Source organism: Lentibacillus amyloliquefaciens (genome assembly GCF_001307805.1).
GTDB lineage: Bacteria > Bacillota > Bacilli > Bacillales > Amphibacillaceae > Lentibacillus > Lentibacillus amyloliquefaciens.
The window spans coordinates 2,988,899-3,013,445 of the sequence record NZ_CP013862.1; the positions used below are offsets into that span (position 1 = coordinate 2,988,899).

Sequence of the window (24,547 nt, forward strand, 5' to 3'; positions counted from 1 at the left end):
CGCCGATTTCTTCATTCAATTTCACGATTATTCCTCCACCTTGAAATGCGCCTTCACTTGTTCGCGCAATTCCCTTTTCAAGAACTTGCCGACCGATGTTTTTGGAATTTCATCGAAAAACAAAATGTCATCAGGCAGCCACCATTTGGCAAATTGCGGACGGATAAAATCAAGCAGCTCACGCTTATTAACCTTATCAGCGAAGTCTTCATGCAGTACTACACAGGCGACTGGACGCTCCTGCCATTCCGGGTCCGGCATGGCCACAACACTGGCTTCAAAAACAGCATCATGCGCCATGATAGCGTTTTCAAGCTCAACCGAAGAAATCCATTCGCCCCCGCTTTTTATCAGGTCTTTTGTCCGGTCCACGATTTGAATATTGCCTTCCTCATCAACTGTCACAACATCACCGGTATGGTGCCAGCCCTTAATGAATGCGCCGGCGGTTCGGTCATCTTTGTAATACTCATCTGCTATCCATGGTCCGCGCAAAAGCAGTTCGCCCATTTCTTCACCATTCCAGGCAACCTCGCCTGTATTACCGATTACCTTCATCTCCAATCCAGGAACGAGTGACCCTTGTTTGGCCCGTTCATTAAGTTTCTCATCTTCAGTCATATCCTGCTGATAGCTTTTAAGTCTTGAAAAAGTGGCAAGCGGTGTTGTTTCAGTGGCACCATACGCATGAGCAAACGGGATGCCGAGCTTTTGTTCAAATGCCTGAATGAGTCCTTTTGGTGCTGCAGATCCCCCGCAAAGAACAGTACGCAAGCTGGATGTATCATAGTCTCCTTGTTCAAGTTCGCGCAGGAGCCCAAGCCAGATTGTCGGGACTCCGGCTGTAATGGTGACTTTAAATCTATCAATGAATTCTGCCAGCCGTTTCGGTGTAAAACGCGGACCGGGCATGACTTGTGTAGTGCCAAACCAGGTACATGCAAACGGTGTCCCCCAGGCATTGACATGGAATTGCGGAACTACCGGCATTGAAATATCTGACTCAGATATGGCCGCTGTGTCCGCGAGACCAAGTGCATAACTGTGCAGTACAATACCACGATGCGAATAGACGACGCCTTTTGGTTTCCCGGTTGTTGCGGACGTATAACACATGCCGGCAGGGTCATTCTCATCAATATCTGTAACAAATGGCTGGGCGGGATCACCGGTCTGGAGTAATTTTTCATAAGAATAAAGAGGTGTTAAACCGGATTCCGGGAGTTCTTCTTTGTCGGTCATAACGACAAAAGCTTCAACTGAAGTCAATTGGTCTTGAACTTTTTCAATGAGCGGTAAAATGTCCTCATCGATAAAGAGGACTTTATCTTCGGCATGATTGATAATATAAATGATATGTTCCGGTGAAAGGCGTATATTGATGGTATGGAGCACAGCGTTCATTCCCGGCGCGGCAAAATATAGTTCAAGATGGCGGTGGTGGTTCCAGGCTAACGTGCCGACACGATCACCTTTTTGCACGCCGATCTGTCCAAGAGCGCTCATTAGTCGTCTGGTTCGCTCGCCAATTTCCGAATAAGTCAGCCGGTGAAGCTTATCATGTGTCTGGGAAATGACTTCTTTCTTAGCGAAAAACTTTTCCGCATGAACCATCATCGACCCAATCGTGAGAGGGGTTTGCATCATAAACAACAGCTCCTTTTTAAATTTAACAGGCTTGACTATATAATATCATATAATTATTACTATTGAAAAAATTAAATGAAATGTAAGAAAAAAGAAAGCAGCCAGCATTCATGCTACAATGACAGATGAAATAATTTCTTGAATAATGGAGCTCTTACCGATGGACAAAGGAAAGGCGAAGAACGATGAAAAAACAGCATGATTTTACGCAAGGCAGTATATTCAGGCACCTGATTATATTTTCCGGGCCGCTGATGCTGACCAATCTGCTTCAGACCTCCTACCAGTTTGCTGACAGTCTTTGGGTCGGCAATTTGCTTGGATCTGATGCGCTTGGTTCAGTTGCCATTTCGAGTACCATTATTTTTACGCTTCTTTCATTTGTGCTCGGACTGAACAATGCGGCACTGACCATTTTATCCCAGCAGAAGGGCAAGGATAATGAAGCTGGGCTGAGGCGTTATTTGAATGCGTTTGTTGTAATTTTAACGATTATGGCACTGGCGCTCAGTGCACTGGGTTATACGCTGGCAGATCAGCTGCTGCGACTGTTGGGGACGCCGGAAAATATGCTCAGTGAAGCGGAAACCTATTTGCAGATCAACTTTCTAGGTATCCTGTTTTTGTTTGGCTACAATTTTATCAGCACTGTGCTGCGCGCACTTGGTGATAGCAGAACACCACTCAGGTTTGTGATGATTGCGGTGCTTCTGAATATCGTTCTGAATCCGATTTTTATTGCCGTTTTTAATCTTGGTATTAATGGCGCTGCTTTTGCAACCATCTTGGCACAGGGCAGTGCGTTTCTGTATGGCTTGATTTATGTGCTTTCCAAAAAGCTTGCTCCATTCACAGGTCCAAGCCTTCCATCAAAAAAAGAAGTTGGTTTGATATTGAATCTGGGTATCCCGTCAGGTTTGCAAATGGCGGTTATTTCTGCCGGGTCAGCCGCGATTATGAGTGTGGTCACGGTATTCGGCAGTGGCGTCATCGCGGGGTACGGTGCAGCTCAACGGCTTGACAGTATATTAATGCTCCCCGCACATGCTCTCGGTACTTCCGTTAATAGCATGGCAGGGCAAAATATTGGAATCCGGGACTGGACGCGTGTGAAGAAGATTGCTAAATATGGTGTGATTTACAACTTATCGTTTATGCTGCTGGTTGGTCTCCTGGTTGTTGTATTTGCTGAGTACGGCATCCGTATGTTTATTGAAAACGAGGAAGCGGTAGCATTCGGCACAAGGTATCTGCAAATTGTAGCATTATGCTACCCGTTCTTGGGTGTTAACTTTATTTTGAACGGTATTGTCCGGGCATCCGGCGCCATGTATCAAGTTCTCGCTTTGAATATCATCTCGTTCTGGGTGCTTCGTTTCCCACTGGCCTATCTGTTTTCCGAGTGGCTGGGAGAAATCGGAATTGCCGTTGGTATGGGAGCGAGTTTTGTGCTGAGCAGTCTCGCGGCATTCATATATTACCGGTTTGGAAAGTGGCGCAAGAAGGAATTGTTTGCTAAGGGAAATTAGGAGCGAAAAACTATGAAGCTATTATTAAGATTGCTCTTGGCAGGTATTATCGGGGGATTTATCCTGGGTATTTTGCTGCAAGGGATAGAATCATTTACCGGAAAAAAGTCTATCGTTTATTATTGAATGTGGATTATATCCCGGTGCTCTCAGACTGGTCAATGACAGAAACACATGAATTCTTGCTTCATTTAACCGTGTCGGTGTTCATTGTATTTGGGCTATATTTTGTTCTGAGACGGACACGGGCGTCTATTATCCTATTTGTGCTCGGTACTGTTATCATTGGTGGATGTTATTATCCGTTGACAGTTTTATCAGGGGGACACCTGATGTGACAGATATGGAGGCTCTTGTTTATTGGCTGTTCGCTCATGCTATATACGGATGTGCAGCCGGAATTATGATTTTTTGGAAGAAAGACAGGCGGATACGATGAAGCGTAAAACGAAACAAGCTATCAAGCAAACAGTAATCATTGCAGCTATATTGTCCGGCTTAATGATTTTGCTATCGGTTATGTTAACTGAAGGGAAGCAGGATGAGGTGTCCAAATCGACAAGTGCTGTTATTAGCACAGAGGTTTTGGACTACAAACCGCTGGTGGAAAAATATGCAGCTGAAAATGATGTTGATGCGTATGTGCACGAACTCATGGCGATTATGATGCAGGAATCGGGCGGACGCGGCAATGATCCGATGCAGTCATCTGAAAGCTACTGCGGGTCACGCGGTTGTATTGAAGATCCCGAGCTTTCGATTAAACAGGGTGTTGAACACTTTGCCGGGGTGTTGAATGAAGCTGATGGTGATGTGCAGCTTGCTATTCAGTCATACAATTTTGGACAAGGGTTTATTGATTACGTTGAAGCGGGCACAGGGGGTATACGCAAGCGGCAGCAATTAATTTTTCCCAGGAAATGTACGCCTCCAGCGATAATCAGGCAAAGTATCGCTGCCCGCGTGAAGAAGCCCAGGAAATTGATGCTTGTTACGGTGATATCTATTATGTCCGTGATGTCATGGCTTACAGGAATAGCCTGGCGGAAATGTAGTATCAAGTGAGCGTAAATGATATCATGGAAAAAAGTATATGGAGGGATTTTGATGCGAAAAGAAATCTTTACAGAAAACGCGCCTGAAGCGATTGGACCATATTCACAGGCTATCGAGGCAGGTGACTTCATCTATATTTCAGGTCAGATTGGCATTAACCCGGAAACAGGCGAGGTTGCTGAAGGAATTGAAGCCCAGACAAATCAGGTCATGCATAATTTGCAGGCGATTTTAACTGAAGCAGGTACAGATGTTTCGCAAGTGGTTAAATTTACCATTTACATTGATTCGATGGACAATTTTGCGACGGTTAATGATATATACGGTGGTTATTTGTCGAAACCATACCCTGCAAGAGCAACCGTTGAAGTCAGCAAACTGCCTAAAAATGTGCTGATCGAAATGGACGCCGTAGTCTATACCAAGTAATGAACAGGGTCCATTAAAATCGAAGAAATGGCCGGCTGTTCGCGTTCGCCCTGAGTAAGGAAAATTCAGGAAATTGTCGAGGCAGGATTCGGTGAATATTTTACAGGCGTGCCTTTAACCGCAATTTCCGACAAATATTTCCCGGGGAATATTTATTGCCGAATTTTGTTTTTTGTATGAGAATGCGCGAAAATTGCTTGTAATGATGTTGCTCTATTCGCGGCCTGTCTTATATGAAAAAAACTGGCCGTTATCTTTATTGATAAACGGCCAGTTCTTCTTTTATTGCTTCGCGTATTTTCGCTAAGCATTCTTCAGGTGTGTTGCCGTGAACGCGGCGATTGTTCACGAGTGCATAGGGCCGGACCCTGCACAAACCGCAAAAAGCCAGGCATTCATTCATTAATACGGCTACCTCTGGAAATTCACTTTCTATAATACCTTCTATATCCAAAGAAGTGATGGCATTTCCGTCACAAACTTCAACGACTATTGCGCCCATAGCTATCACTTTCTTTCTAATTTATAATTGTACGTTATTATTTTTAACATATTCCACACATTTTATCAACATCATTGCCTGCCTAGAAAGTGATGAGCAGATGATTCGGCGCTTCTTAGATTCAATGCGAAGACAATGCTTGCGTGGATTTTCGCTTTTCATCTGTATATTCCTGTTTATACCAGGTAATTAGCATAATGGCACCACTTGCAATCAATAACCCGCTTGTTACAAAAAACACCGCGGATATGCCGAAATAACCGGAAAGCATACCGCCTAATGCAGGTCCGATAATGTTTCCGAGAAACCGAAGGCTGGTATTGTATCCAAGCATTTCCCCCTGAATCGATAAAGGGGCTGCCTGTCTGATATATGCGATTCGGACAGGAATGATGCCGCCTATCGAAATACCGAGCAGGAACCGGAGAACAACGAGTTGCCAAATGTTTGTGACAAATGCCCCCGGAAGGTAAACAATCCCGGCCATAAACAGTAAAAAAATCAATATTTTAATGTAGCCGACCCGATCACCAATACGTCCCCAGCGCCTGGCCATAAGTAAATTCCCCAAACCTGCTGCAGAGAAAGCTAATCCTGAAAAGAAAGCTATGCTTACCGGTCCATGAATCTCAGCTACATACAGCGACAAAATTGGCTGAATGCTAAAGTGTGCAATCTGGACGAGTGCCGAGATGAGCATAACAGCGAGCAACACCGGATGACCGATAATGTGCAAGATGATTTGTTTGCTCGAATATGTTTCTTCTTCTGCGTGATCCTCGCTGTTTTTAAGCATAACTTCCCTGATGCCCAACAGCACCAGCAGCCCGGACAGGAAAATGGTGATTGAGACCCATTTGAATGTCGCGGAGTAACCGAACACGTCAGCAAGAATACCTCCAAGCAAGGGCCCCATTAAGTTTCCAGTGACACTGCCGGTTTGCAGTGTTCCGAGCACCCTGCCGGCGATCGCTTTTGGTGTCTGTGTGGCAATCAATGCCTGGGACATTGGAATAAACCCGGTGAATACCCCCATAAACAGACGGAGGAAAAAGAGTTCCCAGACTGAGTCGGCAAAACCCATTAATAAGATTGATATCCCCATACCAAAAGAGGATAGAATCAATATATTTTTTCGTCCGTACTTATCGCCGATTCGTCCCCAAATCGGCGAAAATAAAAATGCAGTTCCAAACGTAATGCCAAAAATCCAGCCTGACCAGTTTTGAACATATGCATCTGAGAAATTTCCGAACTCTTCAATGTATAATGAAAGAAACGGAAGCACCATTGTCAGGCTTCCGCCAACAAAGAAGTTCGCAAACCACATAATAATTAAATTTCGTTTGACATTGGAGTTTTCCTTAGAAATGACAAGTCCCTTCTTTCAAAATTACTTCGATACCCTAAATATATAATATATCCAAAGTCAGAATATGTTTAAAGCTTAATGCTCACCACGATATTTTCCCCAAAATTGACATCCTGACACTGCAAAAAAACTATTCAAATGGAAAATAAAACGGTATAATGTAGTTTAACCACAAGTAAGATGTATACTGGACAAGCAAAAATGAAAGTAAAGGAGCAGCAAAATGAAGCAAAGTCTGAAATCAATCGCCGCATTTTTGATGATAGGCGCTATTCTGTTCAGTTTCACGGCACCAGTACATGCGATAACTGAGGAAAAACCAATTGTCGTATACGGGGATGCTTTATCTGATGCAGAAAAGCAGGAAGTAAAGAATCTCCTTGATGTGGGTGACAATGAATCAACTGAAGAATATACGGTAACAGGCGAGGATATCGCAAATTATATTGGCGGGGACCCGAATTCAAATATGTATTCTTCCGCTAAAATCATGGGTGAGAGTGATGGCAGCGGGTTATCAATTAATATTGTGACGCCGGATAATATTACTGACGTGACGACGGAAATGTATGCAAATGCGCTTCTGACAGCTGGTGTGGAGAATGCAACAGTTGACGTGGCCTCTCCGGTACAAGTGACCGGCACATCTGCTTTGACGGGGATCTATAAAGCATATGATGCAGAAGGCGAACAGTTGGATAAAGAACGAATGGAGCTGGCGAATGATGAGCTGGGTGTCGCAACAGACCTGGCTGAAAAAGAAGGAATGAACCAGGAAAAAGTCAGTGAATTGCTGACTGAAATTAAACAGGCCATTGCAGAGCAAAATCCTGCCACGAAAGAAGACATTGAACAAATCGTTGAAGAGCAGTTAAATAACCTGGAAATATCATTGAGTGAAGAAGACCGGCAGATGCTAATCGATTTATTTAACCGCATGCGGGATTTGAATATCGATTTTGGTCAGGTCAGAGATCAGCTTGAAGATATTGCTTCTAAAGTACAGGATCTGATTAATGATGAAGGATTCTGGAATCAGGTGGAAGCATTTTTCAACAATCTGTTCCGAATGCTCGGCAACCTTTTTGACAGCGTGTTTGGAGAAGCCTCTTAGATAACTTCATTAAAGGAAAGGCGAAGGATATGGCACTGTTAAAAAGCCATATCCTTTGTTGTTTTAGGCACTTTTCCGAGGGGGGACTAATTTATTGCATAATATAGAATAAAAAGAATAGTGAGCAAGACGGTGAGCGACAGCCACTGAAAGCGAACGACTCTATAAAGATTGGTACTGATCTGAGTGGATATCGGCGGTTTGTCCCTCCATTCTTCCAGCGGGTCGCCGCCCTTGGACATAATGCTCAGAAACCTGCGAAAACCAAATGTCACACCATCATAAAATCCGCCTTTGACAGTATACAGAAACAGTGCAAAAACCATATATACAAGCACAAAATAAAATGTGATATCCAGCAGCTGACGCAATGTTAGAGCTGATTCAAGCAAGTAAACAATCAAGAGTATTGTGCCGCAGTTGATGAGAAATATCCGGATATTCGTCTTTAACATAAGCGATAAGTCCTGCCTTCAAAAGTACTTTTGCACAACAGTATAGCATAATTCATTCAAGTAAAATAAAAATAAATTTTTCAGAAGCTGTAACATGCGTCATACATGAAAGGGATTTCATCCTTTCTATTTTCCCACAAAAAAGACTTTACAAACTTGTAACAAAAATAGTATAATTCTTATCAAGCGGTTAAATCTGCTAAATTATCAGAATTTATTAAGGGGGTAATCACAGCATGAAGTCCAAAAAGATTTGGCTTTTAGCATTAGCTTTACTTTTTGCGCTTTTCCTTGCTGCATGTTCCGGCGGTGACGATTCCGGTTCAAGTGATTCCGGAAGTGACGACGGATCAAGCGAATCATCAGAAGGAAGTTCAGAGGGAGAAGGCAGTTCCGACGCTGAACAGGTTTTAAATTTTATTAATGGTGACACAATTCCGTCAATGGATCCCGGCATGGCTACCGATGAATATGGAATTCAGTTCACGGGTGCCACAATGGAAGGTCTTTATCGTGTGCAAGACGGTGAAATTGTCCCAGGTATTGCTACTGAACATGAAGTAAGTGAAGATGGTACAACTTGGACATTCACACTTCGTGAAGACGCAACATGGTCAAATGGCGATCCTGTAACAGCTAATGACTTTGTTTACTCATGGCAGCGCGCAGTTGACCCTGAGACAGGTTCAGAGTACGGCCCATACATGCTGGGCGGCGTTGTTCAAAATGCGACTGCTGTTAACGAAGGTGAAGTTCCGGTAGAAGAATTGGGCGTAAGTGCACCTGACGATTACACATTGGAAGTGCAGCTTGAAAACCCTGTTCCATACTTTGAATCATTGGCAACATTCCCAACATATTTTCCTTTAAACGAGAGCTTTGTTGAAGAACAGGGCGATGAATATGCAACAAGCACTGACACGTTGCTGTTCAACGGTCCTTTTACATTAGAAAACTGGGACAGCACAGCAAGTTCCTGGGAGCTTCAGAAAAACGAAGACTACTGGGATGCAGAAACTGTACAGCTTGATAAAATGACGTTTGAAGTTGTCAAAGACCCGCAAACAGCGGTGGACTTATATGAGCAAGGCGAAATTGATCGTGCAGGCCTTTCATCAGACCTTGTCGATCAGTATCAGTCTCATGAAGATTATCAAGTATTCCCTGAAGCATCATTATTCTATCTGAAGATGAATCAGACACAGAGCGATGCGCTTGCGAACGAAAAGATGCGCAGAGCAATTTCTATGGCTGTAGACAAAGAAGCATTGGTTAACGAAATTTTGAATAATGGTTCAATCGCTTCAACTGGTTTTGTACCGCAAGATTTCGTACAAACACCTGGCGGCGAAGACTTCCGTGAAGCAAATGGCGATCTTGTTACCCATAACCCTGAAGAAGCAACACAATTGTGGGAAGAAGGCCTTGAAGAAATTGGCAAAGACTCTGTAGAACTGGAATTGCTTGGCGGTGACAGTGAAACAGCTAAAACGTCCGATGAATACATTGCCAACCAGCTTCAGGAAAATCTTCCAGGCTTAGAAGTGACCATTAAATCCGTACCGTTCGAACAGCGCCTCGATGCGGATACCAACATGGAATACCAACTTCAGACATCCGGTTGGGGACCTGACTACATGGACCCTTACACATTCTTGAATCTGTGGTTGACAGATGGTCAAAACAACAAGATGGGCTATTCCAACGAAGAATATGACCAGTTGATTGAAGAGACAACAAATGAGTTGGCACAGGATCAGGAAGCACGTTATCAAAACTTCCTTGAAGCCGAACAACTCCTGGCTGAAACAGCTGCTGTCGCACCACTTTATCAAAGTGCAATGGCACAGCTTGTCAGACCAAAAATTCAAGATGTCTACGTCAACTCATTTGGACCGACATATGAGTGGAAATGGGCGAGTGTAGGATCAGGAGAATAACAATTTAACCTAATCAAATATGCTGTATTTTAGGGAAAGAGAGTATATGACCTTATGGCATATGCTCTCTTTTACCCTGTATAAGAAAAAATCATACAATAATGAATTTTTCATCAGCAACAAGATTCAGCAGAAATTAGGAGGTGCGGAAATGCTTCGTTATATTTTGCGGCGGATATTTTATATGGCCATTACATTGTTTATTATAGCCACCGTTACATTCTTTCTTATGAAATTGCTTCCCGGAAGTCCGCTGTCAGCTGAAAATAAGCTGTCAGAACAGCAACAGGAAGTCATATTGGCAAAATACGGCTTAGATGAGCCTATTCCAATACAATATGTCAACTATATGGTTGGACTTGTACAAGGAGATTTGGGAATTTCCTTCCACTTTGACAGTACCCCCGTGACAGATATTTTAATAGATAGGATGCCGCCATCACTTATACTTGGTGGACAAGCACTTATTTTTGGAACAATTGCCGGAATCTTATTTGGATTAATTGCTGCTATCTATCATAATGGGTGGCTTGACTATACCTCTACAATCATAGCTGTTTTAGGTACGTCCATCCCATCCTTTATCTTTGCAGGTTTACTGCAATGGTATTTGGCAACCGAATGGGGGCTATTCCCTGTCGCCTTATGGGGAACATATGCGCATACGGTGCTGCCGACAATAGCGCTGGCTATTTTTCCAATGGCGACTGCAGCACGTTTTACCAGGACGGAAATGCTTGAAGTCCTTGGATCAGATTATATTACAACTGCCAGGGCCAAGGGGCTTACTGAACCGGCGATTATTTTCAAGCATGGTCTCAGAAACTCGCTCATCCCGCTTGTAACCGTTATGGGACCAATGGCAGTCTCGCTAATGACCGGGACACTTGTCATCGAGCAAATATTTGCTGTGCCGGGTATCGGCGAACAATTTGTAAGCTCAATTCAAGTGCTCGATTATCCAACGATAATGGGTACAACCTTGTTTTTCTCTGTGTTATTTATAGCGATTATTCTTGTCATCGATATTCTCTATGTATTGATTGACCCTAGGATCCGGCTGACTGGAGGGGGAAGTTAAAATGGCAAAAAATCAGCATCATAATGAACCACCTAAGGAACTTTTTGTCCCCCACGAGAGGAAAGAAGATACGAGCGAGAAGATAACGAAACCAAGTCGGTCTTTTCTCCAGGATGCACGACGGACATTCTTTAAAAATAAAGCGGCGGTTTTCAGTATTATTTTGATGATCATCATTATCATTATGAGTATTATTGGACCATATTTTAATAGTTATGGAATGGATGATCAGGAACTGTCACGTGCTAAAATGCCGCCGCGTGTGCCAGTAATAGAAAATCTGCCTTTATTGGGCATGGATGGAACGCTCCAGAGTGAATTTACGGGCGCAACGGTTGAGGAAGCAACTGAAAATGCGGTCATGCGTTATGATAATGCCGAAGAATTTGTTGATATTGAAGTACTGTCTGAAGGTGATGGCAGCGATGATTCTGCTGAAGTCTCAGCTACATACCAAGTTTATGAAGCGAAGGACATGCAGGATCAATATTTCTGGCTCGGTACAGACCAGCTCGGACGTGACCAATGGACGCGTATATGGCTTGGCACACGCGTTTCACTGATTATCGCGTTTGTGGCAGCTGCGATTGACCTCTTGATCGGTGTCGCATATGGTGGTATATCAGGCTATTACGGTGGCCGCGTCGATAACATTTTGCAGCGAATACTGGAAATTCTGATTGGTATACCTAACCTTGTTGTTATATTCCTGTTGCTTGTCGTACTGGAGCCAGGCATCATGTCGATTGTTCTGGCCCTTACAATTACCGGTTGGACAGGTATGGCACGTATTGTAAGGGGCGAAGTGCTGAAACAGAAAAACGAAGAATATGTATTGGCAGCAAGAACATTGGGACAATCTAACGGCAAGATCATTCGGAAACATCTGATGCCGAACGTTGCTGGTATCATCATCATCAATACGATGTTCACCATCCCGAGTGCTATTTTCTTTGAGGCATTCCTCAGCTTTATCGGGCTTGGTATCGCACCGCCGGAGGCATCACTCGGTGCATTGATCGACGCCGGATTTAAAGTCTTCAGGCTTTATCCGTACATGGTATTCTGGCCGGCTGTTCTGATTTCTGCCATCATGATTACCTTTAATCTTATTGGTGACGGACTTCGGGACGCATTCGATCCGAAAATGCACAAATAACAAGGGAGGTGTTTCTGAGAATGAGTAAATTACTTGAAGTAAAAGATTTAAGTGTATCGTTTAAAACGTACAGTGGTGAAGTGCAAGCTGTGCGTGGAATAGATTTTGATTTGAAAAAAGGTGAAACATTGGCCATTGTGGGTGAGTCCGGCTCAGGAAAATCTGTGACAACAAAAGCTATCACCCAGCTGCTGCCAAAACCTCAAGGATTTATCAAAACGGGCGAAGTCCTGTTTGAAGGTGAAGATATCACCAAATATACGAACAAACAGATGCAAAAATTACGCGGTAAAGATATTTCCACTGTGTTTCAGGATCCGATGACATCCTTGAATCCGACAATGAAAGTAGGCAAACAGATTGCAGAAGGGCTGATCAAGCACCGGAAAATGAGTAAAGCACAGGCAAAGGATAAAACGATCGAACTTCTGGAACTCGTTGGAATTCCACAGCCGGAAACCCGCTTGAATCAGTATCCACACCAGTTTTCCGGCGGGATGCGTCAGCGTGCGGTTGTAGCGATTGCACTTGCCTGTAACCCAAAAATTCTGATTGCCGATGAGCCGACGACTGCTCTTGACGTAACAATCCAGGCCCAGATACTGGAGCTGATGAAAGATATTCAGCGGGAGATGGACAGTGCGATTATCTTTATTACCCACGATCTCGGGGTTGTAGCCAACGTAGCTGACCGTGTGGCTGTAATGTATGCCGGAAAGATTGTTGAAATTGGAACGTCCGACGATATTTTCTATAATCCGAAACATCCATACACATGGGGACTGCTTGGTTCGATGCCAACACTTGATAGTGAAGAAGAAGAATTATTCGCCATTCCGGGAAGCCCGCCGGACATGCTGAATCCGCCTGAGGGAGATGCGTTTGCACCACGGAACCGGTTTGCGTTGGAGATCGATACAAAGATGGAACCGCCGATGTTCAAAGTGTCAGATTCACATTATGCCGCCTCCTGGCTGCTCCATGAACATGCACCGAAGATCGATCCGCCGGAAGCCGTCCAGCGCAGAATGCAAGGCTTTGCTTCAATGGACGATGGCAAGGATGGTGACGAATAATGGAAAAAGAAAAAGTTCTTGAAGTAAAAAATTTGAAAAAGCAATTTAAATTAGGCCGTAAAAGCGTCGTTAAGGCTGTTAATGATATTTCCTTCGACATTTACAGAGGGGAGACGTTCGGTTTGGTCGGTGAATCGGGCTGCGGCAAATCAACAACAGGCCGGACAATCATCCGTTTGCATGATGCAACAGACGGCGATGTCATATTTAACAACGAAAATGTTCACGGCAAAAAATCAAAGAAGGATCTGCTGAAATTGAACCGGAAGATGCAAATGATTTTCCAGGATCCATCATCTTCACTGAATCCTAAAATGACTGTTATGGATATTGTAGCAGAAGGGATTGATATCCATAAGCTGGCCAAGAATGAGGAAGACCGGAAACAGCGTGTGCAGGAACTTCTGGAAACGGTTGGCTTGAACAAAGAACATGCTACCCGCTTTCCGCATGAATTCAGCGGCGGACAGCGCCAGCGTATTGGCATCGCACGAGCGCTCGCAGTGGAACCGGAGTTTATTATTGCTGATGAACCGATTTCCGCTCTTGACGTGTCAATTCAGGCGCAGGTTGTCAATTTGCTGAAACGGCTTCAGCGTGATCAAGAACTGACATATTTGTTTATTGCGCACGATTTGTCAATGGTTAAATATATTAGTGACCGTATTGGTGTCATGTATTTCGGTAATATGGTAGAACTTGCTGAAAGTGATGAATTGTACCGTAATCCGCTCCATCCTTATACAAAATCATTACTGTCGGCTATCCCGCTGCCTGACCCGGATTATGAGCGGTACCGGAAACGTGTGGCATATGACCCGACTGAGCATGACACAGGCGAAGAGCCTGAATTCCGGGAGGTTACACCGGGTCACTGGGTACGCTGCACAACAGAAGAATTCGAACGGTATAAAAAAGAGCTGGAAAGTAATTGATTCAGGTCGTTTTATTGAATTTTAAAACCTTACTGCACAAATAGCAGTAAGGTTTTTTCTTTACAGTAAGCCGCTATGGCAACAATTATGTAATACTAACAACCTTTTGAAATGAATCTTTTAAATTTGTAATATTTCATTGGCAGTTCGAGATTTCTTGTAATAGACTCTTAACTCTCCTGTAACTGCAAAGCCGGTGCCCACGTGTTACGATAGGTTTTGTACAAATCAAAGGAGGTAACTACCTATGAAGAAATTGGTAGCTTCAATTGCTACAGGTGTCATGATTGCCGGCGCTACTGTAACAACTGCATCTGCAGCTGAGTACGAAGTTGAAAAGGGAGACAATCTTTGGGGAATCGCACAAGACAATAATACAACCGTTGAGGAATTAGTTGATATAAATAATCTTAAAAACACTACCATTCAACCAAAACAAACATTATACCTCAACGATGCATATACAGTTGAGAAAGGTGATACATTAATCGGTATCAGTCAGGAATTCGATGTATCGGTCAATGACCTGAAAAAATGGAACAACCTGAATTCTGATATCATCGTAGTTGGACAAGAACTGGACCTGAATGGTGCTAATGTTGAACAAAGCCAAAACGAATCGGCTTCTGCATCTGAAAGTTCATCCAACGAATCAAACGAATCAAGTGAACAAGAACAGTCATCTGAACCGGAACAGTCAAGTGAACCGGCACAAACTGTCAGCAGCAATAACAACAGCAATGAATCAAGTTCAAACCAAGAATCTTCATCACAAAATAGTCCGGAAGGCGAGACTATTTCGATGACAGCAACAGCATATACAGCTGATTGTGCTGGATGCTCAGGTGTCACAGCAACTGGTGTAGACCTGAATGCTAATCCAAACAAGAAAGTTATTGCAGTTGATCCAAGCGTTATTCCACTAGGATCAAAAGTCCATGTTGAAGGTTATGGTTATGCAACTGCAGCAGATGTAGGCGGCGCTATTAATGGCAACAAAATTGATGTTCACGTCTCATCAAAAAGTGAAGCAAACAACTGGGGCGTCCGCACAGTAGACGTAACAGTCGTTGAATAATAATGCACCAGTAATAAAAAAGGGAGCACTTAACGAATAAGTGCTCCCTTTTTTTATCCCGCATGTAACTGGCAGTAAGCCCCCCACCTCAAATGTTCCGAGTATACGATGAAGATTAGGTGGGGGATCAAACTGCCAGTAAATGTCCGATTCGTTCATCTAACAATCAGTGGGGGAAGAAAGAAACCCCCCACTGATTGAAGATTCACTTTATTAATTTACTTTAATCTCGTTGCTGTCTTCATTTTCGACAGCATCATCCGCTTCAGAAAAAGACTGCGTAACCCCGACGATACTGAAGCTGAGAATTAAAGTTAAAAATAGCGCCATTAAAACTTGTTTCATGATTTGCTGCCCCTTTTTCATTATCGTGCGTGTTCAAAAAGGAGGATAACAAGTCAACGAAGAAATTCGACGTATCATTGTTACCGGACTTTTTGAACAACCACTATCTACATTAATTATAGTAAAAATGAGACAAATATACCATAGAAAGTTATGACAAAATCACAGAAAATCTGACAATATATTGATAAGGCTCTTGATGAAAATACCAAATAATAGAATGATATGTTAAACTTTATAATAGAATATATTAGTGCAATAAATGCAAATATTGATAACGCTTACATAAAAGGAGGACATATTAAATGACGAGCAAAGCATTGCAATCATTTCTGAACGAACATATCAAGGATTTGAAAGAACGCGGACTTTATAACGAAATTGACCCCATCGAGGGAGCCAATGGTCCGGTTATTAATATTGATGGAAAAAGTAAGATTAATCTTTCGTCCAACAATTATTTAGGACTTGCAACCAATGACCAGCTTAAAGAAGCTGCCAAAGCAGCTGTTGATTCCCATGGTGCCGGAGCAGGTGCAGTGCGTACCATTAACGGCACCATGGATCTCCATCTTGAACTCGAAAAGAAACTGGCAGAATTTAAAGGTACTGAAGCAGTCATTTCGTACCAATCCGGTTTCAATTGTAATATGGCGGCCATTTCTGCAGTGATGGATAAAAATGATGCGATTCTTTCTGATGAACTGAACCATGCATCGATTATTGACGGCTGCCGTTTGTCCCGGGCAAAGATCCTCCGTTTCAACCATTCAGATATGAGTGATTTGCGCACCAAAGCGAAAGAAGCAGTGGAATCAGGGGATTACAATAAAGTCATGATTATTACAGATGGCGTTTTCTCGATGGACGGGGATATTGCCGAGCTTCCTGAGATCGTTAAAATAGCGGAAGAATTTGACTTGATTACTTATGTCGATGATGCCCACGGTTCAGGCGTGCTGGGCAAAGGTGCCGGAACCGTGAAACACTTTGGTTTGCAAAAAAAGATCGATTTTCAAATGGGTACCTTATCAAAAGCAATCGGTGTCATTGGCGGCTATGTTGCCGGGAGAACAGAATTGATCGATTGGCTGAAAGTCCGCTCGCGTCCGTTTCTGTTTTCAACAGCGGTTTCACCTGCAGATGCAGCGGCAAGCACGAAAGCCGTGGACCTCTTAATGGAATCAACTGATCTCAATGATAAATTATGGGATAACAGCCATTATTTGAAGGACGGGTTGAGGAAACTTGGCTTTGATATCGGCAATAGTGAAACGCCAATTACACCTTGTATCATAGGTGATGAAAAGGATACACAGACGTTCAGCAAGCGGCTGTATGAAGAAGGAATTTATGCAAAATCGATTGTTTTCCCGACAGTGCCCAAAGGAAAGGGACGCGTACGCAACATGCCGACAGCAGCCCATACGAAAGAAATGCTGGATGATGCACTTGCTGCCTATGAAAAAATCGGCAAGGAACTGGGTATCATTTAAATTGTGAATTGGATCGATGGCAGGTGAAAATCGGCATACCATCCGTTTCAAATAACATCATGCCCGCTTTTAACACAGGAGCTAGCTGGGGGAAAAACGATGAAAAAAATACTGGTGACGGGTGCTCTCGGACAAATTGGTTCAGAGCTCCTCAGGCAATTACGAGCAAACTATGGTACAAATAATGTCATTGGGTCAGATATCTGGCAAAAAGAAGATGAAGAAGGTCCGTTTGAAATTGTTGATGTTACCGACGAAAAGGCAATTTATAATGCTGCCAAAAAACATAACGCAGATACGATCATGCACCTGGCCGCTTTATTGTCAGCGAAGGCAGAGTCCGTGCCGCAACTGGCATGGAATTTGAATATGGGCGGCCTGATGAACGCCCTTGAAGCTGCGAGGGAACTGGATTTGCAGTTTTTTACGCCAAGTTCCATCGGGGCTTTCGGACCAACGACCCCAAAGAAGCATACACCGCAGGAAACAACTATGCGTCCAACGTCTATGTACGGTGTTAATAAAGTGGCAGGCGAGCTGCTCTGTGATTATTACTTTTACCGTTATGGTGTGGATACGCGCGGGGTCCGCTATCCAGGTTTGATATCTTATATGACACCGCCTGGCGGGGGAACAACCGATTATGCAGTGGAAATTTATTATGATGCCATCAAGCATAAACAATGCACTTCCTACATTGCTGAAGGAACATATATGGATATGATGTACATGCCGGATGCCCTGAATGCCGTCGTCAAGCTGATGGAAGCCAACCCGGATAAACTTGTGCACCGCAATGCTTACAATATTTCGGCTATATCCGCGGCACCGGAAGATTTTGCTGGTGCTATCCGAAAACATATTCCTGAGTTTGAGCTAAAATTTGACGTCGACCCAGTCCGTCAACAAATCGCCGAAAGCTGGCCTGATAATATTGACTCGTCTGCAGCAGAAGAAGAATGGGGCTTTAAAGCTGAATATGATATTGACTTGATGACCGAGGACATGCTTACAAAGCTGCAAATGAAGTAGAATTAAAGAAACGTTCCCTTATGCCTGCCCTGCATAAGGGAACGTTTCTTGTTGTAAATATCAAACTTGTGCTATCCGTTCCAGGACCGCGCGAAATTCGATCATCAATACGTATTGGGTGGAGTCTCATATCCCGAGTAAGACGAGGATCGATTTGCACAAAAACTAAGCTGCTTATTAGCTGGCGTACATCGCTTCAACTTTTGTCTGCAATTCTTTATCTGCTACATACTCATCATAACTCATTTCTTTATCGACAAGACCTTGAGGTGTAATTTCAATAAGCCGATTAGCAATCGTCTGGATAAATTCATGGTCATGGGATGTAAACAGGACTGATCCTTTGAATCGCTTCAGACCATTGTTCAGAGATGTGATTGATTCCAGATCCAGATGGTTGGTCGGCTCATCAAGAACCAGCACATTGGCACCTGAAAGCATCATTTTCGACAGCATACAGCGGACACGCTCACCGCCGGACAGGACACTTGCTTTTTTCAATGCCTGGTCGCCGGAAAACAACATTCTTCCTAAAAATCCGCGCAGGAAGGTTTCCGTTTCATCTTCCGGCGAATATTGCCGGAGCCAGTCGACCAGCGGCAGATCATTGCCATCGAAATATGCTGAATTATCCCTTGGGAAATAGGATTGTGATGTGGTCACACCCCATTTGTACGTGCCGGCATCAGGTTCCATATTGCCCATAATAATTTCCAGCAGTGTCGTTTTCGCAATGTCGTTTTTACCGATCAGTGCAATTTTGTCATCTTTGTTCATCGTGAAGCTGACATTGTCCAAGACCTTCTCACCGTTAATGGTTTTGGTTAAACCCTCGACAAACAGCAGGTCGTTGCCGATTTCACGATTAGGTGTAAAGTTTATATAAGGATATTTTCTTGATGAAGGCTTGATATCGTCCAGCGTGATGCTGTCGAGCAGCTTTTTCCTCGATGTGGCCTGGCGTGATTTCGACGCATTTGCACTGAATCGTTCAATAAAAGCTTTCAGATCCTTAATTTTTTCTTCTTTTTTCTTATTTTCTTCCTGGGCCATTTTTTGTGCCAGCTGACTGGATTCATACCAGAAGTCATAATTGCCGACGTAGATTTCAATTTTTCCGTAGTCAACATCTGCAATGTGTGTGCATACCTTATTTAAAAAGTGGCGGTCATGAGAAACAACGATCACTGTGTTTTCAAAGTTGATCAGAAACTCTTCCAGCCACTGAATGGCATGAATGTCCAAACCGTTTGTCGGTTCGTCCAGAAGTAAAATATCCGGATTCCCAAAGAGTGCTTGTGCAAGTAACACCTTTACTTTCTGGTCTTCGGGCAGATCAGCCATTTTTGCTGAATGAAGGGATTCGTTAACTCCGAGTCCCTTCAACAGTATTGCTGCATCGGACTCTGCTTCCCAGCCGTTCATTTCAGCGAATTCTCCCTCGAGTTCAGCAGCCCGCATACCATCTTCCTCGGAAAAATCAGACTTCATATAAATCGCATCTTTTTCCTGTTTTACTTCATATAATCGCTCATGCCCCATCAGGACAGTTTCCATGACTCCGTATTCATCATAGGCAAAATGCTCCTGCTTGAGCACGGCAATCCGTTCATCCGGGGATTTGGAAATATTACCTGTTTGCGGTTCGGCTTCACCGGAAAGGACCCTGAGAAAAGTGGACTTGCCTGCTCCATTTGCTCCAATGACACCGTAGCAATTGCCCGGCGTGAATTTTAAATTGACGTCTTCAAATAATTTTTTATCAGCATATCGCAAGCTTACATTATTAACCGTTAGCATCCGTTAACGTCCTCCAATAAATATAATCACTGTCAGCTTAAGGGATTTGCGTCATTTAGTCAACGTAAACGGATTTCAGTTGCCGGTACGAATAAAGAAATTGAACTCAAGTTAAAAAGGTTGTCATGAGCGAAAAAGAGCCTCACATTAAAAGTAGGGCTATTTTGCTTTTGCTTTGGGGGGGGAAGGGGGAGCAATTACCGCTTGCTGCAGCTGCGGGATACATTATTTAACGAGACCGATGAACATCATGACATGGGAATTGAACAAGTGAACACACTTTATGCGAAGGATTAAATCTTGTTGTTACCACACATGTAACAATTAAATGCTGAGGAAAAGCCAGGCCGAATTCGGCCTGGCTTTTCCGGTTGATAAATCCGGTATAGAGGTGGCCAGCGCGCGAACATCCAATTCACAATCAATAAAATCGCTTTTCAATTCCCAACGTTTCATAAGGTATTTCAATATTAAATGCAAGATTGTTAGTTTCAAGATCAAAGCTCTCAACACTGACATTCAAGTTACTGCGAATTTGCATATCGGTGACGGCTACATAGATTTCTTCATTGGCCGGATCGACCGTCACCCAATTAGGCATCGGTAAATATTTTTTCAGGTATTCCATAATTTTTTGGTTCGGGAGTGCCAGCTGCCCAAGCGAAATCGACTCTTGCTTCAGAATGATATCGCCATTATCCTGAACGACTGGCTCCAAATAGACAGAGACCGGCACAGTGGAGGAAAAGACAGGAAGTTCGCCTCTCAATTCGACATTTTCTTCCAATGAAACACTATACTCATGACTTGTGTCTTCCAGAAGTTTTTCAATATATGCATTCACCAATTCATTGACGTTTTGTTTTGAAGTGCGCACCGTAAATTCTGAACTTTGCATTGTGTTTTCTTCTGACCCTCCAGGTGTTTCTGTTTCGGATACAGGCCAGAAAATCAGCGTTAATATAGCCAGAACTACCAGTACGTTCAAACCAAGGAGCCAGAAGAAAAACTGTTTCCACTTATTCTTTTTCTTGTCATGTTTTGGCACAGTCTCCGCCTCCTTCTACTGATTTGTTAAATGCTCCAGGATGCGTCTTGCGAAAAGCTGGTAGCCCCTGTGGCTCGGATGGAAATTGTCATCTGCAAATAATTTCTTATCCCCGGAACTGAATAAATCCGCCACCGGGATAAATGTTGCGTCTTCATGTTCCGCCGCCACGCTTCGGCTGATGTTATTCCAGTCCTCAACAATTATATCCAATTCCTTAATATCAGGGAAATAATTCATAAAAGGATTGTATATCCCAATTAAATAAATGTGCGTGTTTTCATTTAAGCTATAGATTTTATCAAAAATTTGCCGTAAATTCTCTTCGTACGTTTCTTTTGCCGGCGTAAAATCGTTAATCTTCAGGTCGGTGAAGTTTTCTTTAACAACTTGCATAATATCATTTGCTCCGATTGTTATCAGGACCATATCGGCATTTTCAACGGACTGGGCCACTTGCTGTTCTTCAAGCCGCTTTAGAAGCTGATCGGACCGATGACCATGTTTGCCGTAATTATCAAATGTCACAAGGTGATTATTCGCATTGATCGTATTATCCAATATACCAACGTAGCCGCCATCGGTTACATTGTCACCGACACCCTGAGTTAGTGAATCACCAAGTGCTGTCACGTTTGATTCCCGATTGGAAAAGAAATCAATGGTCGTCTGGACAACTTCACTGAAAACCTCCCGTAATTGACCAATCTGCTCCCCGGCAGTTTTTTCAGAAGTCTGATTTTCTTCCTGATCGACTTCTTCCTCTTGTTTGGTTTCACCTCCGGGTCTGTCTTGCTGTTGCTCCTGTTGTGTATTGTCGGGTGTTTCTTCATTGGTTGATTCCGGCTTATCTATAATAAAAAAGACAGTTATGCCTATGAGCAGTATACCCAAAATGAGAAAAGCATATCGTCTGTTCATCATTTTCACACCCATTGTCAGTTATTCGTGTTCGTTAAAACCTTATCTTAGGCAGTATTTAGCTCCAATGTAAAGCAGCCTGCATTCAGCACCCGGGACCCGGAGATTGGGGGTTGGCAGATACACAGATGCATTTCTGCATTGTTCCGGGTAACCTTTTGCTAAACTACTCGCAACTCGGTGGAAGATTCGCTCGTCGTCTTACACAGCTAGTTCTGATCCTCTACTCTCGAGCTCATGTTTCTACTCTCGGGCCGACGTTTCACTTTTCCCCTCATGTAATGGACAGTAACCCGCCAGAGTACGGCGGCTAACTGTCCATAAATGCCCGATTCTGCTCAACTAACATTCAGTGGAGAAAAGCACTCCACTGAATGAAGTTTCACTTTATATTATTATATCATGAACACGCTTGGCTAATCCCCATTATAAATGCTATTTAAACGAAAATGCGAAAAGCAGCAACTAAAAAATTCGCCTTCGAATGAAGACGAATTTTTTTACCCCACATGTAACTGGGAGTAAGCCCCCCCACCTCAAATGTTGGCGTATACGATGAAGATTAGTGGGTGATAACTGCCAGTAAATGTTCGATTTGTTCATCTAACAATCAGTGGGGGAAGAAAGAAAACCCCCACTGATTGAAGATTCACTTTATCGTTCACCAGTTTGCTCCGATTTCGAGGTTGCACGCTTCAGGCACCGTTTTTGCGAAGGCGGATAGCTTCGTCGTAAGCATTTTTATCAGAAATGACTGCTATCCCGGAGGCTCCGGCGCTTTCAAGTGATTGCTCTATTGCGGATGCTTTTTCTGCCCACAGGATTTTTCCGTTTTTCTTAGCCAGTGTTTCAGCTGTTTGCCCGGGCAATGTTTCATCATTGGTTAAGACAGCGTCAACTGTAATCGGCACATCCTGAAGCTGTGAATATGCTTCTTCTTCTAAAACACTCGGTTCAGATAAGCTGATCGGTACAATTTTAAAGCCAAGCTGCTTTAATTTTTGCGTGTTTTGGTAAAACTCATCATCCCCGCTGTCCAGTCCAAAGACAGCAATTGCCTTTTGACGGATATCACCGTTGCTCCGGTCAAATGGGGAAGCCAGCAGCCATTGAATCGCATCTCCTTCAGACGATTGAATCACCGGTGTCTCACCGGTTGCTTTGGCAATTGCCTGGTCAAGGTCAGCGAGTGTATCTTTTGTTGACTCCAGTCCGATTGATAGACGGACTAATTCTTCTGTTACACCGCTTTTCTCCAGGCCTTCAGCATCGAGTTGCTGGTGAGTAGTTGAGCCCGGGTGTATAATAAGTGACTTCGCGTCCCCGACATTGGCAACGTGGGACCAGAGCGTAATATTGTCGATTAACTTTCTGCCTGCGTCACGTCCGCCTTTAATGCCGAATGTAATAATCGATCCGAAGCCATTTTGCAAATATTTCCCGGCGATATCATGAGAAGGATGGTCTTTTAAACCTGGATAGTTAACCCACTCAACAGCAGGGTGGTTAACCAGAAAATCAGCGACCTTTTCAGCATTTTGATTGTGGCGTTCGACTCTTAAGTGAAGTGTTTCAAGACCTTGCAGGAGAAGAAACGCATTTTGCGGACTTAAAGAAGCACCGATGTCACGCAGAAGCTGAACGCGCAGTTTCATCGCAAAGGCAGGCGGACCAAGGTCAACATATCGAAGGCCGTTATAACTTTCGTCCGGCTCAATGAATCCAGGAAAATTGCCATTCCCCCAGTTAAAACGGCCACCGTCAACCACGACACCACCGATGGTTGTACCATGACCGCCGATCCATTTGGTAGCTGAATGAACGACAATATCAGCACCCCAAGCGAGTGGTTTCGTACCATAAGGTGTTGCAAACGTGTTATCAATAATAAGCGGGATGCCATTTTCATGAGCAATTCCTGCAAGTGCTTCCAGATCCAATACATTCAGGCTTGGATTGGTAATCGTTTCGCCAAAGATTGCTTTTGTTTTATCGGTGATGGCATTTTTAATACTTTCATGATCAGTGCCATCGACAAGTTTAACGTTGATGCCATATCGCGGCAGCGTGTTGACGAATAAATTATACGTGCCGCCATACAGATTGCTGTCGGCTACGATTTCATCACCGCTTCCGGCAAGGTTTAAAATCGATAACGTAATGGCCGCCATACCGGATGAGGTAGCAACAGCTGCCACACCATCTTCCAGCAGTGCCATGCGCTGTTCAAACGCATCATTAGTCGGGTTCATGATACGTGTGTAAATGTTGCCGGGCTCTGCCAGTCCGAAAAGGTTCTGAGCATGTTCGGTATCCCGGAATACATAGGAAGTCGTCTGATAGATTGGAACTGCCCGGGAACCTGTTGTAGGATCCGGCTCCTGACCACCGTGAAGTAATTGGGTTTCCTGGCTTTGCAGATGGAAATCGGTCATGATAAATTCCTCCTTGAAATTTTGGTTAATATGATGTCGTGCTCAGGAATATAAGGCTCTGTCAGCTTAGAGGAGAGGTAAAACAAAACCCCCTTCA

General features: G+C 43.6%; 22 protein-coding genes. 13 read left to right on the forward strand and 9 right to left on the reverse strand.

What is annotated here, in order from left to right; all coding sequences use genetic code 11:
* Nucleotides 1-27 precede the first annotated feature (27 nt).
* Nucleotides 28-1,647 carry a long-chain fatty acid--CoA ligase gene (locus tag AOX59_RS15105; RefSeq protein ID WP_179946411.1) on the reverse strand — a complete coding sequence of 540 codons (1,620 nt, stop codon included), beginning with the start codon at nucleotides 1,645-1,647 and terminating at the stop codon, nucleotides 28-30.
* 185 nt (nucleotides 1,648-1,832) lie between these two features.
* Here AOX59_RS15105 and AOX59_RS15110 point away from each other — a divergent pair, with 185 nt between their 5' ends.
* The 4 genes from AOX59_RS15110 to AOX59_RS15120 all read left to right on the forward strand — a co-directional run bounded on the left by AOX59_RS15110 (nucleotide 1,833) and on the right by AOX59_RS15120 (nucleotide 4,661).
* On the forward strand, nucleotides 1,833-3,176 hold the full coding sequence (locus AOX59_RS15110; RefSeq protein WP_068446734.1) for an MATE family efflux transporter: 1,344 nt from the start codon (nucleotides 1,833-1,835) through the stop codon (nucleotides 3,174-3,176).
* 122 nt (nucleotides 3,177-3,298) lie between these two features.
* Nucleotides 3,299-3,514 carry a hypothetical protein gene (locus tag AOX59_RS20060; protein ID WP_169792885.1) on the forward strand — a complete coding sequence of 72 codons (216 nt, stop codon included), beginning with the start codon at nucleotides 3,299-3,301 and terminating at the stop codon, nucleotides 3,512-3,514.
* 22 nt (nucleotides 3,515-3,536) lie between these two features.
* Entirely contained in the window at nucleotides 3,537-4,241 is a 705-nt protein-coding gene (locus AOX59_RS15115; RefSeq protein ID WP_470368372.1) for a lysozyme family protein, read from the forward strand.
* Nucleotides 4,242-4,283: 42 nt separating this feature from the next.
* Nucleotides 4,284-4,661, forward strand: coding sequence for a RidA family protein (locus AOX59_RS15120; protein WP_068446735.1), 378 nt, complete (start codon nucleotides 4,284-4,286; stop codon nucleotides 4,659-4,661).
* A 256-nt stretch (nucleotides 4,662-4,917) separates the two neighbouring features.
* On the opposite strand, the gene AOX59_RS15125 is transcribed toward AOX59_RS15120, so the two are convergent.
* Together AOX59_RS15125 and AOX59_RS15130 are read right to left on the reverse strand one after the other, a co-directional pair.
* Nucleotides 4,918-5,163 carry a YuzB family protein gene (locus tag AOX59_RS15125; protein WP_068446736.1) on the reverse strand — a complete coding sequence of 82 codons (246 nt, stop codon included), beginning with the start codon at nucleotides 5,161-5,163 and terminating at the stop codon, nucleotides 4,918-4,920.
* A 121-nt stretch (nucleotides 5,164-5,284) separates the two neighbouring features.
* A complete protein-coding gene (locus tag AOX59_RS15130) occupies nucleotides 5,285-6,493 on the reverse strand; it encodes an MFS transporter (RefSeq protein WP_068446737.1) in 1,209 nt (402 codons plus the stop codon).
* Nucleotides 6,494-6,758: 265 nt separating this feature from the next.
* Between AOX59_RS15130 and AOX59_RS15135 the strand changes: the two genes are divergently transcribed.
* The gene (locus tag AOX59_RS15135) at nucleotides 6,759-7,649 is read left to right on the forward strand and encodes a DUF1002 domain-containing protein (protein ID WP_068446738.1); all 891 of its coding nucleotides are present in this window, start codon (nucleotides 6,759-6,761) and stop codon (nucleotides 7,647-7,649) included.
* Between the two features lie 86 nt (nucleotides 7,650-7,735).
* Here the strand turns inward: AOX59_RS15135 and AOX59_RS15140 are convergent, their stop codons facing one another.
* Nucleotides 7,736-8,104 carry a DUF3899 domain-containing protein gene (locus tag AOX59_RS15140; protein WP_068446739.1) on the reverse strand — a complete coding sequence of 123 codons (369 nt, stop codon included), beginning with the start codon at nucleotides 8,102-8,104 and terminating at the stop codon, nucleotides 7,736-7,738.
* 236 nt (nucleotides 8,105-8,340) lie between these two features.
* On the opposite strand from AOX59_RS15140, the gene AOX59_RS15145 reads away from it, so the two are divergent.
* From AOX59_RS15145 to AOX59_RS15170, 6 genes are all read left to right on the forward strand, one after another.
* Nucleotides 8,341-10,044 (forward strand): peptide ABC transporter substrate-binding protein, encoded by a 1,704-nt coding sequence (locus AOX59_RS15145; RefSeq protein ID WP_068446740.1) that lies wholly within the window; start codon nucleotides 8,341-8,343, stop codon nucleotides 10,042-10,044.
* Nucleotides 10,045-10,195: 151 nt separating this feature from the next.
* Nucleotides 10,196-11,125, forward strand: coding sequence for an oligopeptide ABC transporter permease (gene opp3b / locus AOX59_RS15150; RefSeq protein WP_068448382.1), 930 nt, complete (start codon nucleotides 10,196-10,198; stop codon nucleotides 11,123-11,125).
* 1 nt (nucleotide 11,126) lies between these two features.
* Entirely contained in the window at nucleotides 11,127-12,284 is a 1,158-nt protein-coding gene (gene opp3C, locus AOX59_RS15155) for an oligopeptide ABC transporter permease (protein WP_068446741.1), read from the forward strand.
* Between the two features lie 20 nt (nucleotides 12,285-12,304).
* Complete coding sequence (locus AOX59_RS15160; RefSeq protein WP_068446742.1) at nucleotides 12,305-13,360, forward strand: ABC transporter ATP-binding protein; 1,056 nt, start codon at nucleotides 12,305-12,307, stop codon at nucleotides 13,358-13,360.
* Complete coding sequence (locus AOX59_RS15165) at nucleotides 13,360-14,295, forward strand: ABC transporter ATP-binding protein (protein ID WP_068446743.1); 936 nt, start codon at nucleotides 13,360-13,362, stop codon at nucleotides 14,293-14,295. The genes AOX59_RS15160 and AOX59_RS15165 overlap by 1 nt, the downstream gene beginning before the upstream one ends.
* Nucleotides 14,296-14,542: 247 nt before the next feature.
* Nucleotides 14,543-15,373, forward strand: a complete 831-nt coding sequence (locus AOX59_RS15170) for a 3D domain-containing protein (protein ID WP_068446744.1) — start codon at nucleotides 14,543-14,545, stop codon at nucleotides 15,371-15,373.
* A gap of 213 nt (nucleotides 15,374-15,586) precedes the next feature.
* Here AOX59_RS15170 and AOX59_RS20505 read toward each other — a convergent pair whose 3' ends face one another.
* On the reverse strand, nucleotides 15,587-15,718 hold the full coding sequence (locus AOX59_RS20505; RefSeq protein ID WP_257720691.1) for a hypothetical protein: 132 nt from the start codon (nucleotides 15,716-15,718) through the stop codon (nucleotides 15,587-15,589).
* 305 nt (nucleotides 15,719-16,023) lie between these two features.
* Here AOX59_RS20505 and AOX59_RS15175 point away from each other — a divergent pair, with 305 nt between their 5' ends.
* Together AOX59_RS15175 and AOX59_RS15180 are read left to right on the forward strand one after the other, a co-directional pair.
* Complete coding sequence (locus AOX59_RS15175) at nucleotides 16,024-17,214, forward strand: glycine C-acetyltransferase (RefSeq protein ID WP_068446745.1); 1,191 nt, start codon at nucleotides 16,024-16,026, stop codon at nucleotides 17,212-17,214.
* 99 nt (nucleotides 17,215-17,313) lie between these two features.
* A complete protein-coding gene (locus tag AOX59_RS15180) occupies nucleotides 17,314-18,246 on the forward strand; it encodes an NAD-dependent epimerase/dehydratase family protein (protein WP_068446746.1) in 933 nt (310 codons plus the stop codon).
* Between the two features lie 177 nt (nucleotides 18,247-18,423).
* Here AOX59_RS15180 and AOX59_RS15185 read toward each other — a convergent pair whose 3' ends face one another.
* The 4 genes from AOX59_RS15185 to AOX59_RS15200 form a co-directional block, all read right to left on the reverse strand.
* Nucleotides 18,424-20,046, reverse strand: a complete 1,623-nt coding sequence (locus tag AOX59_RS15185) for an ABC-F family ATP-binding cassette domain-containing protein (protein ID WP_068446747.1) — start codon at nucleotides 20,044-20,046, stop codon at nucleotides 18,424-18,426.
* 421 nt (nucleotides 20,047-20,467) lie between these two features.
* Nucleotides 20,468-21,094 carry a YpmS family protein gene (locus AOX59_RS15190; RefSeq protein ID WP_068446748.1) on the reverse strand — a complete coding sequence of 209 codons (627 nt, stop codon included), beginning with the start codon at nucleotides 21,092-21,094 and terminating at the stop codon, nucleotides 20,468-20,470.
* Between the two features lie 15 nt (nucleotides 21,095-21,109).
* Nucleotides 21,110-22,018, reverse strand: a complete 909-nt coding sequence (locus AOX59_RS15195) for an SGNH/GDSL hydrolase family protein (RefSeq protein ID WP_068446749.1) — start codon at nucleotides 22,016-22,018, stop codon at nucleotides 21,110-21,112.
* 692 nt (nucleotides 22,019-22,710) lie between these two features.
* Nucleotides 22,711-24,450: a PLP-dependent aspartate aminotransferase family protein gene (locus tag AOX59_RS15200; RefSeq protein WP_068446750.1), complete on the reverse strand. Its 1,740-nt coding sequence runs from the start codon at nucleotides 24,448-24,450 to the stop codon at nucleotides 22,711-22,713.
* Between the last annotated feature and the right edge of the window lie 97 nt (nucleotides 24,451-24,547).

What these genes read in the sequence shown, in the direction of transcription:
- AOX59_RS15105 (WP_179946411.1), bottom strand. Translation starts at nt 1,647, where the DNA reads ATGATGCAAACCCCTCTCACGATTGGGTCGATGATGGTTCATGCGGAA.
- AOX59_RS15110 (WP_068446734.1), top strand. Translation starts at nt 1,833, where the DNA reads ATGAAAAAACAGCATGATTTTACGCAAGGCAGTATATTCAGGCACCTG.
- AOX59_RS15120 (WP_068446735.1), top strand. Translation starts at nt 4,284, where the DNA reads ATGCGAAAAGAAATCTTTACAGAAAACGCGCCTGAAGCGATTGGACCA.
- AOX59_RS15125 (WP_068446736.1), bottom strand. Translation starts at nt 5,163, where the DNA reads ATGGGCGCAATAGTCGTTGAAGTTTGTGACGGAAATGCCATCACTTCT.
- AOX59_RS15130 (WP_068446737.1), bottom strand. Translation starts at nt 6,493, where the DNA reads ATGTGGTTTGCGAACTTCTTTGTTGGCGGAAGCCTGACAATGGTGCTT.
- AOX59_RS15135 (WP_068446738.1), top strand. Translation starts at nt 6,759, where the DNA reads ATGAAGCAAAGTCTGAAATCAATCGCCGCATTTTTGATGATAGGCGCT.
- AOX59_RS15140 (WP_068446739.1), bottom strand. Translation starts at nt 8,104, where the DNA reads ATGTTAAAGACGAATATCCGGATATTTCTCATCAACTGCGGCACAATA.
- AOX59_RS15145 (WP_068446740.1), top strand. Translation starts at nt 8,341, where the DNA reads ATGAAGTCCAAAAAGATTTGGCTTTTAGCATTAGCTTTACTTTTTGCG.
- opp3b (WP_068448382.1), top strand. Translation starts at nt 10,196, where the DNA reads ATGCTTCGTTATATTTTGCGGCGGATATTTTATATGGCCATTACATTG.
- opp3C (WP_068446741.1), top strand. Translation starts at nt 11,127, where the DNA reads ATGGCAAAAAATCAGCATCATAATGAACCACCTAAGGAACTTTTTGTC.
- AOX59_RS15160 (WP_068446742.1), top strand. Translation starts at nt 12,305, where the DNA reads ATGAGTAAATTACTTGAAGTAAAAGATTTAAGTGTATCGTTTAAAACG.
- AOX59_RS15165 (WP_068446743.1), top strand. Translation starts at nt 13,360, where the DNA reads ATGGAAAAAGAAAAAGTTCTTGAAGTAAAAAATTTGAAAAAGCAATTT.
- AOX59_RS15170 (WP_068446744.1), top strand. Translation starts at nt 14,543, where the DNA reads ATGAAGAAATTGGTAGCTTCAATTGCTACAGGTGTCATGATTGCCGGC.
- AOX59_RS20505 (WP_257720691.1), bottom strand. Translation starts at nt 15,718, where the DNA reads ATGAAACAAGTTTTAATGGCGCTATTTTTAACTTTAATTCTCAGCTTC.
- AOX59_RS15175 (WP_068446745.1), top strand. Translation starts at nt 16,024, where the DNA reads ATGACGAGCAAAGCATTGCAATCATTTCTGAACGAACATATCAAGGAT.
- AOX59_RS15180 (WP_068446746.1), top strand. Translation starts at nt 17,314, where the DNA reads ATGAAAAAAATACTGGTGACGGGTGCTCTCGGACAAATTGGTTCAGAG.
- AOX59_RS15185 (WP_068446747.1), bottom strand. Translation starts at nt 20,046, where the DNA reads ATGCTAACGGTTAATAATGTAAGCTTGCGATATGCTGATAAAAAATTA.
- AOX59_RS15195 (WP_068446749.1), bottom strand. Translation starts at nt 22,018, where the DNA reads ATGATGAACAGACGATATGCTTTTCTCATTTTGGGTATACTGCTCATA.
- AOX59_RS15200 (WP_068446750.1), bottom strand. Translation starts at nt 24,450, where the DNA reads ATGACCGATTTCCATCTGCAAAGCCAGGAAACCCAATTACTTCACGGT.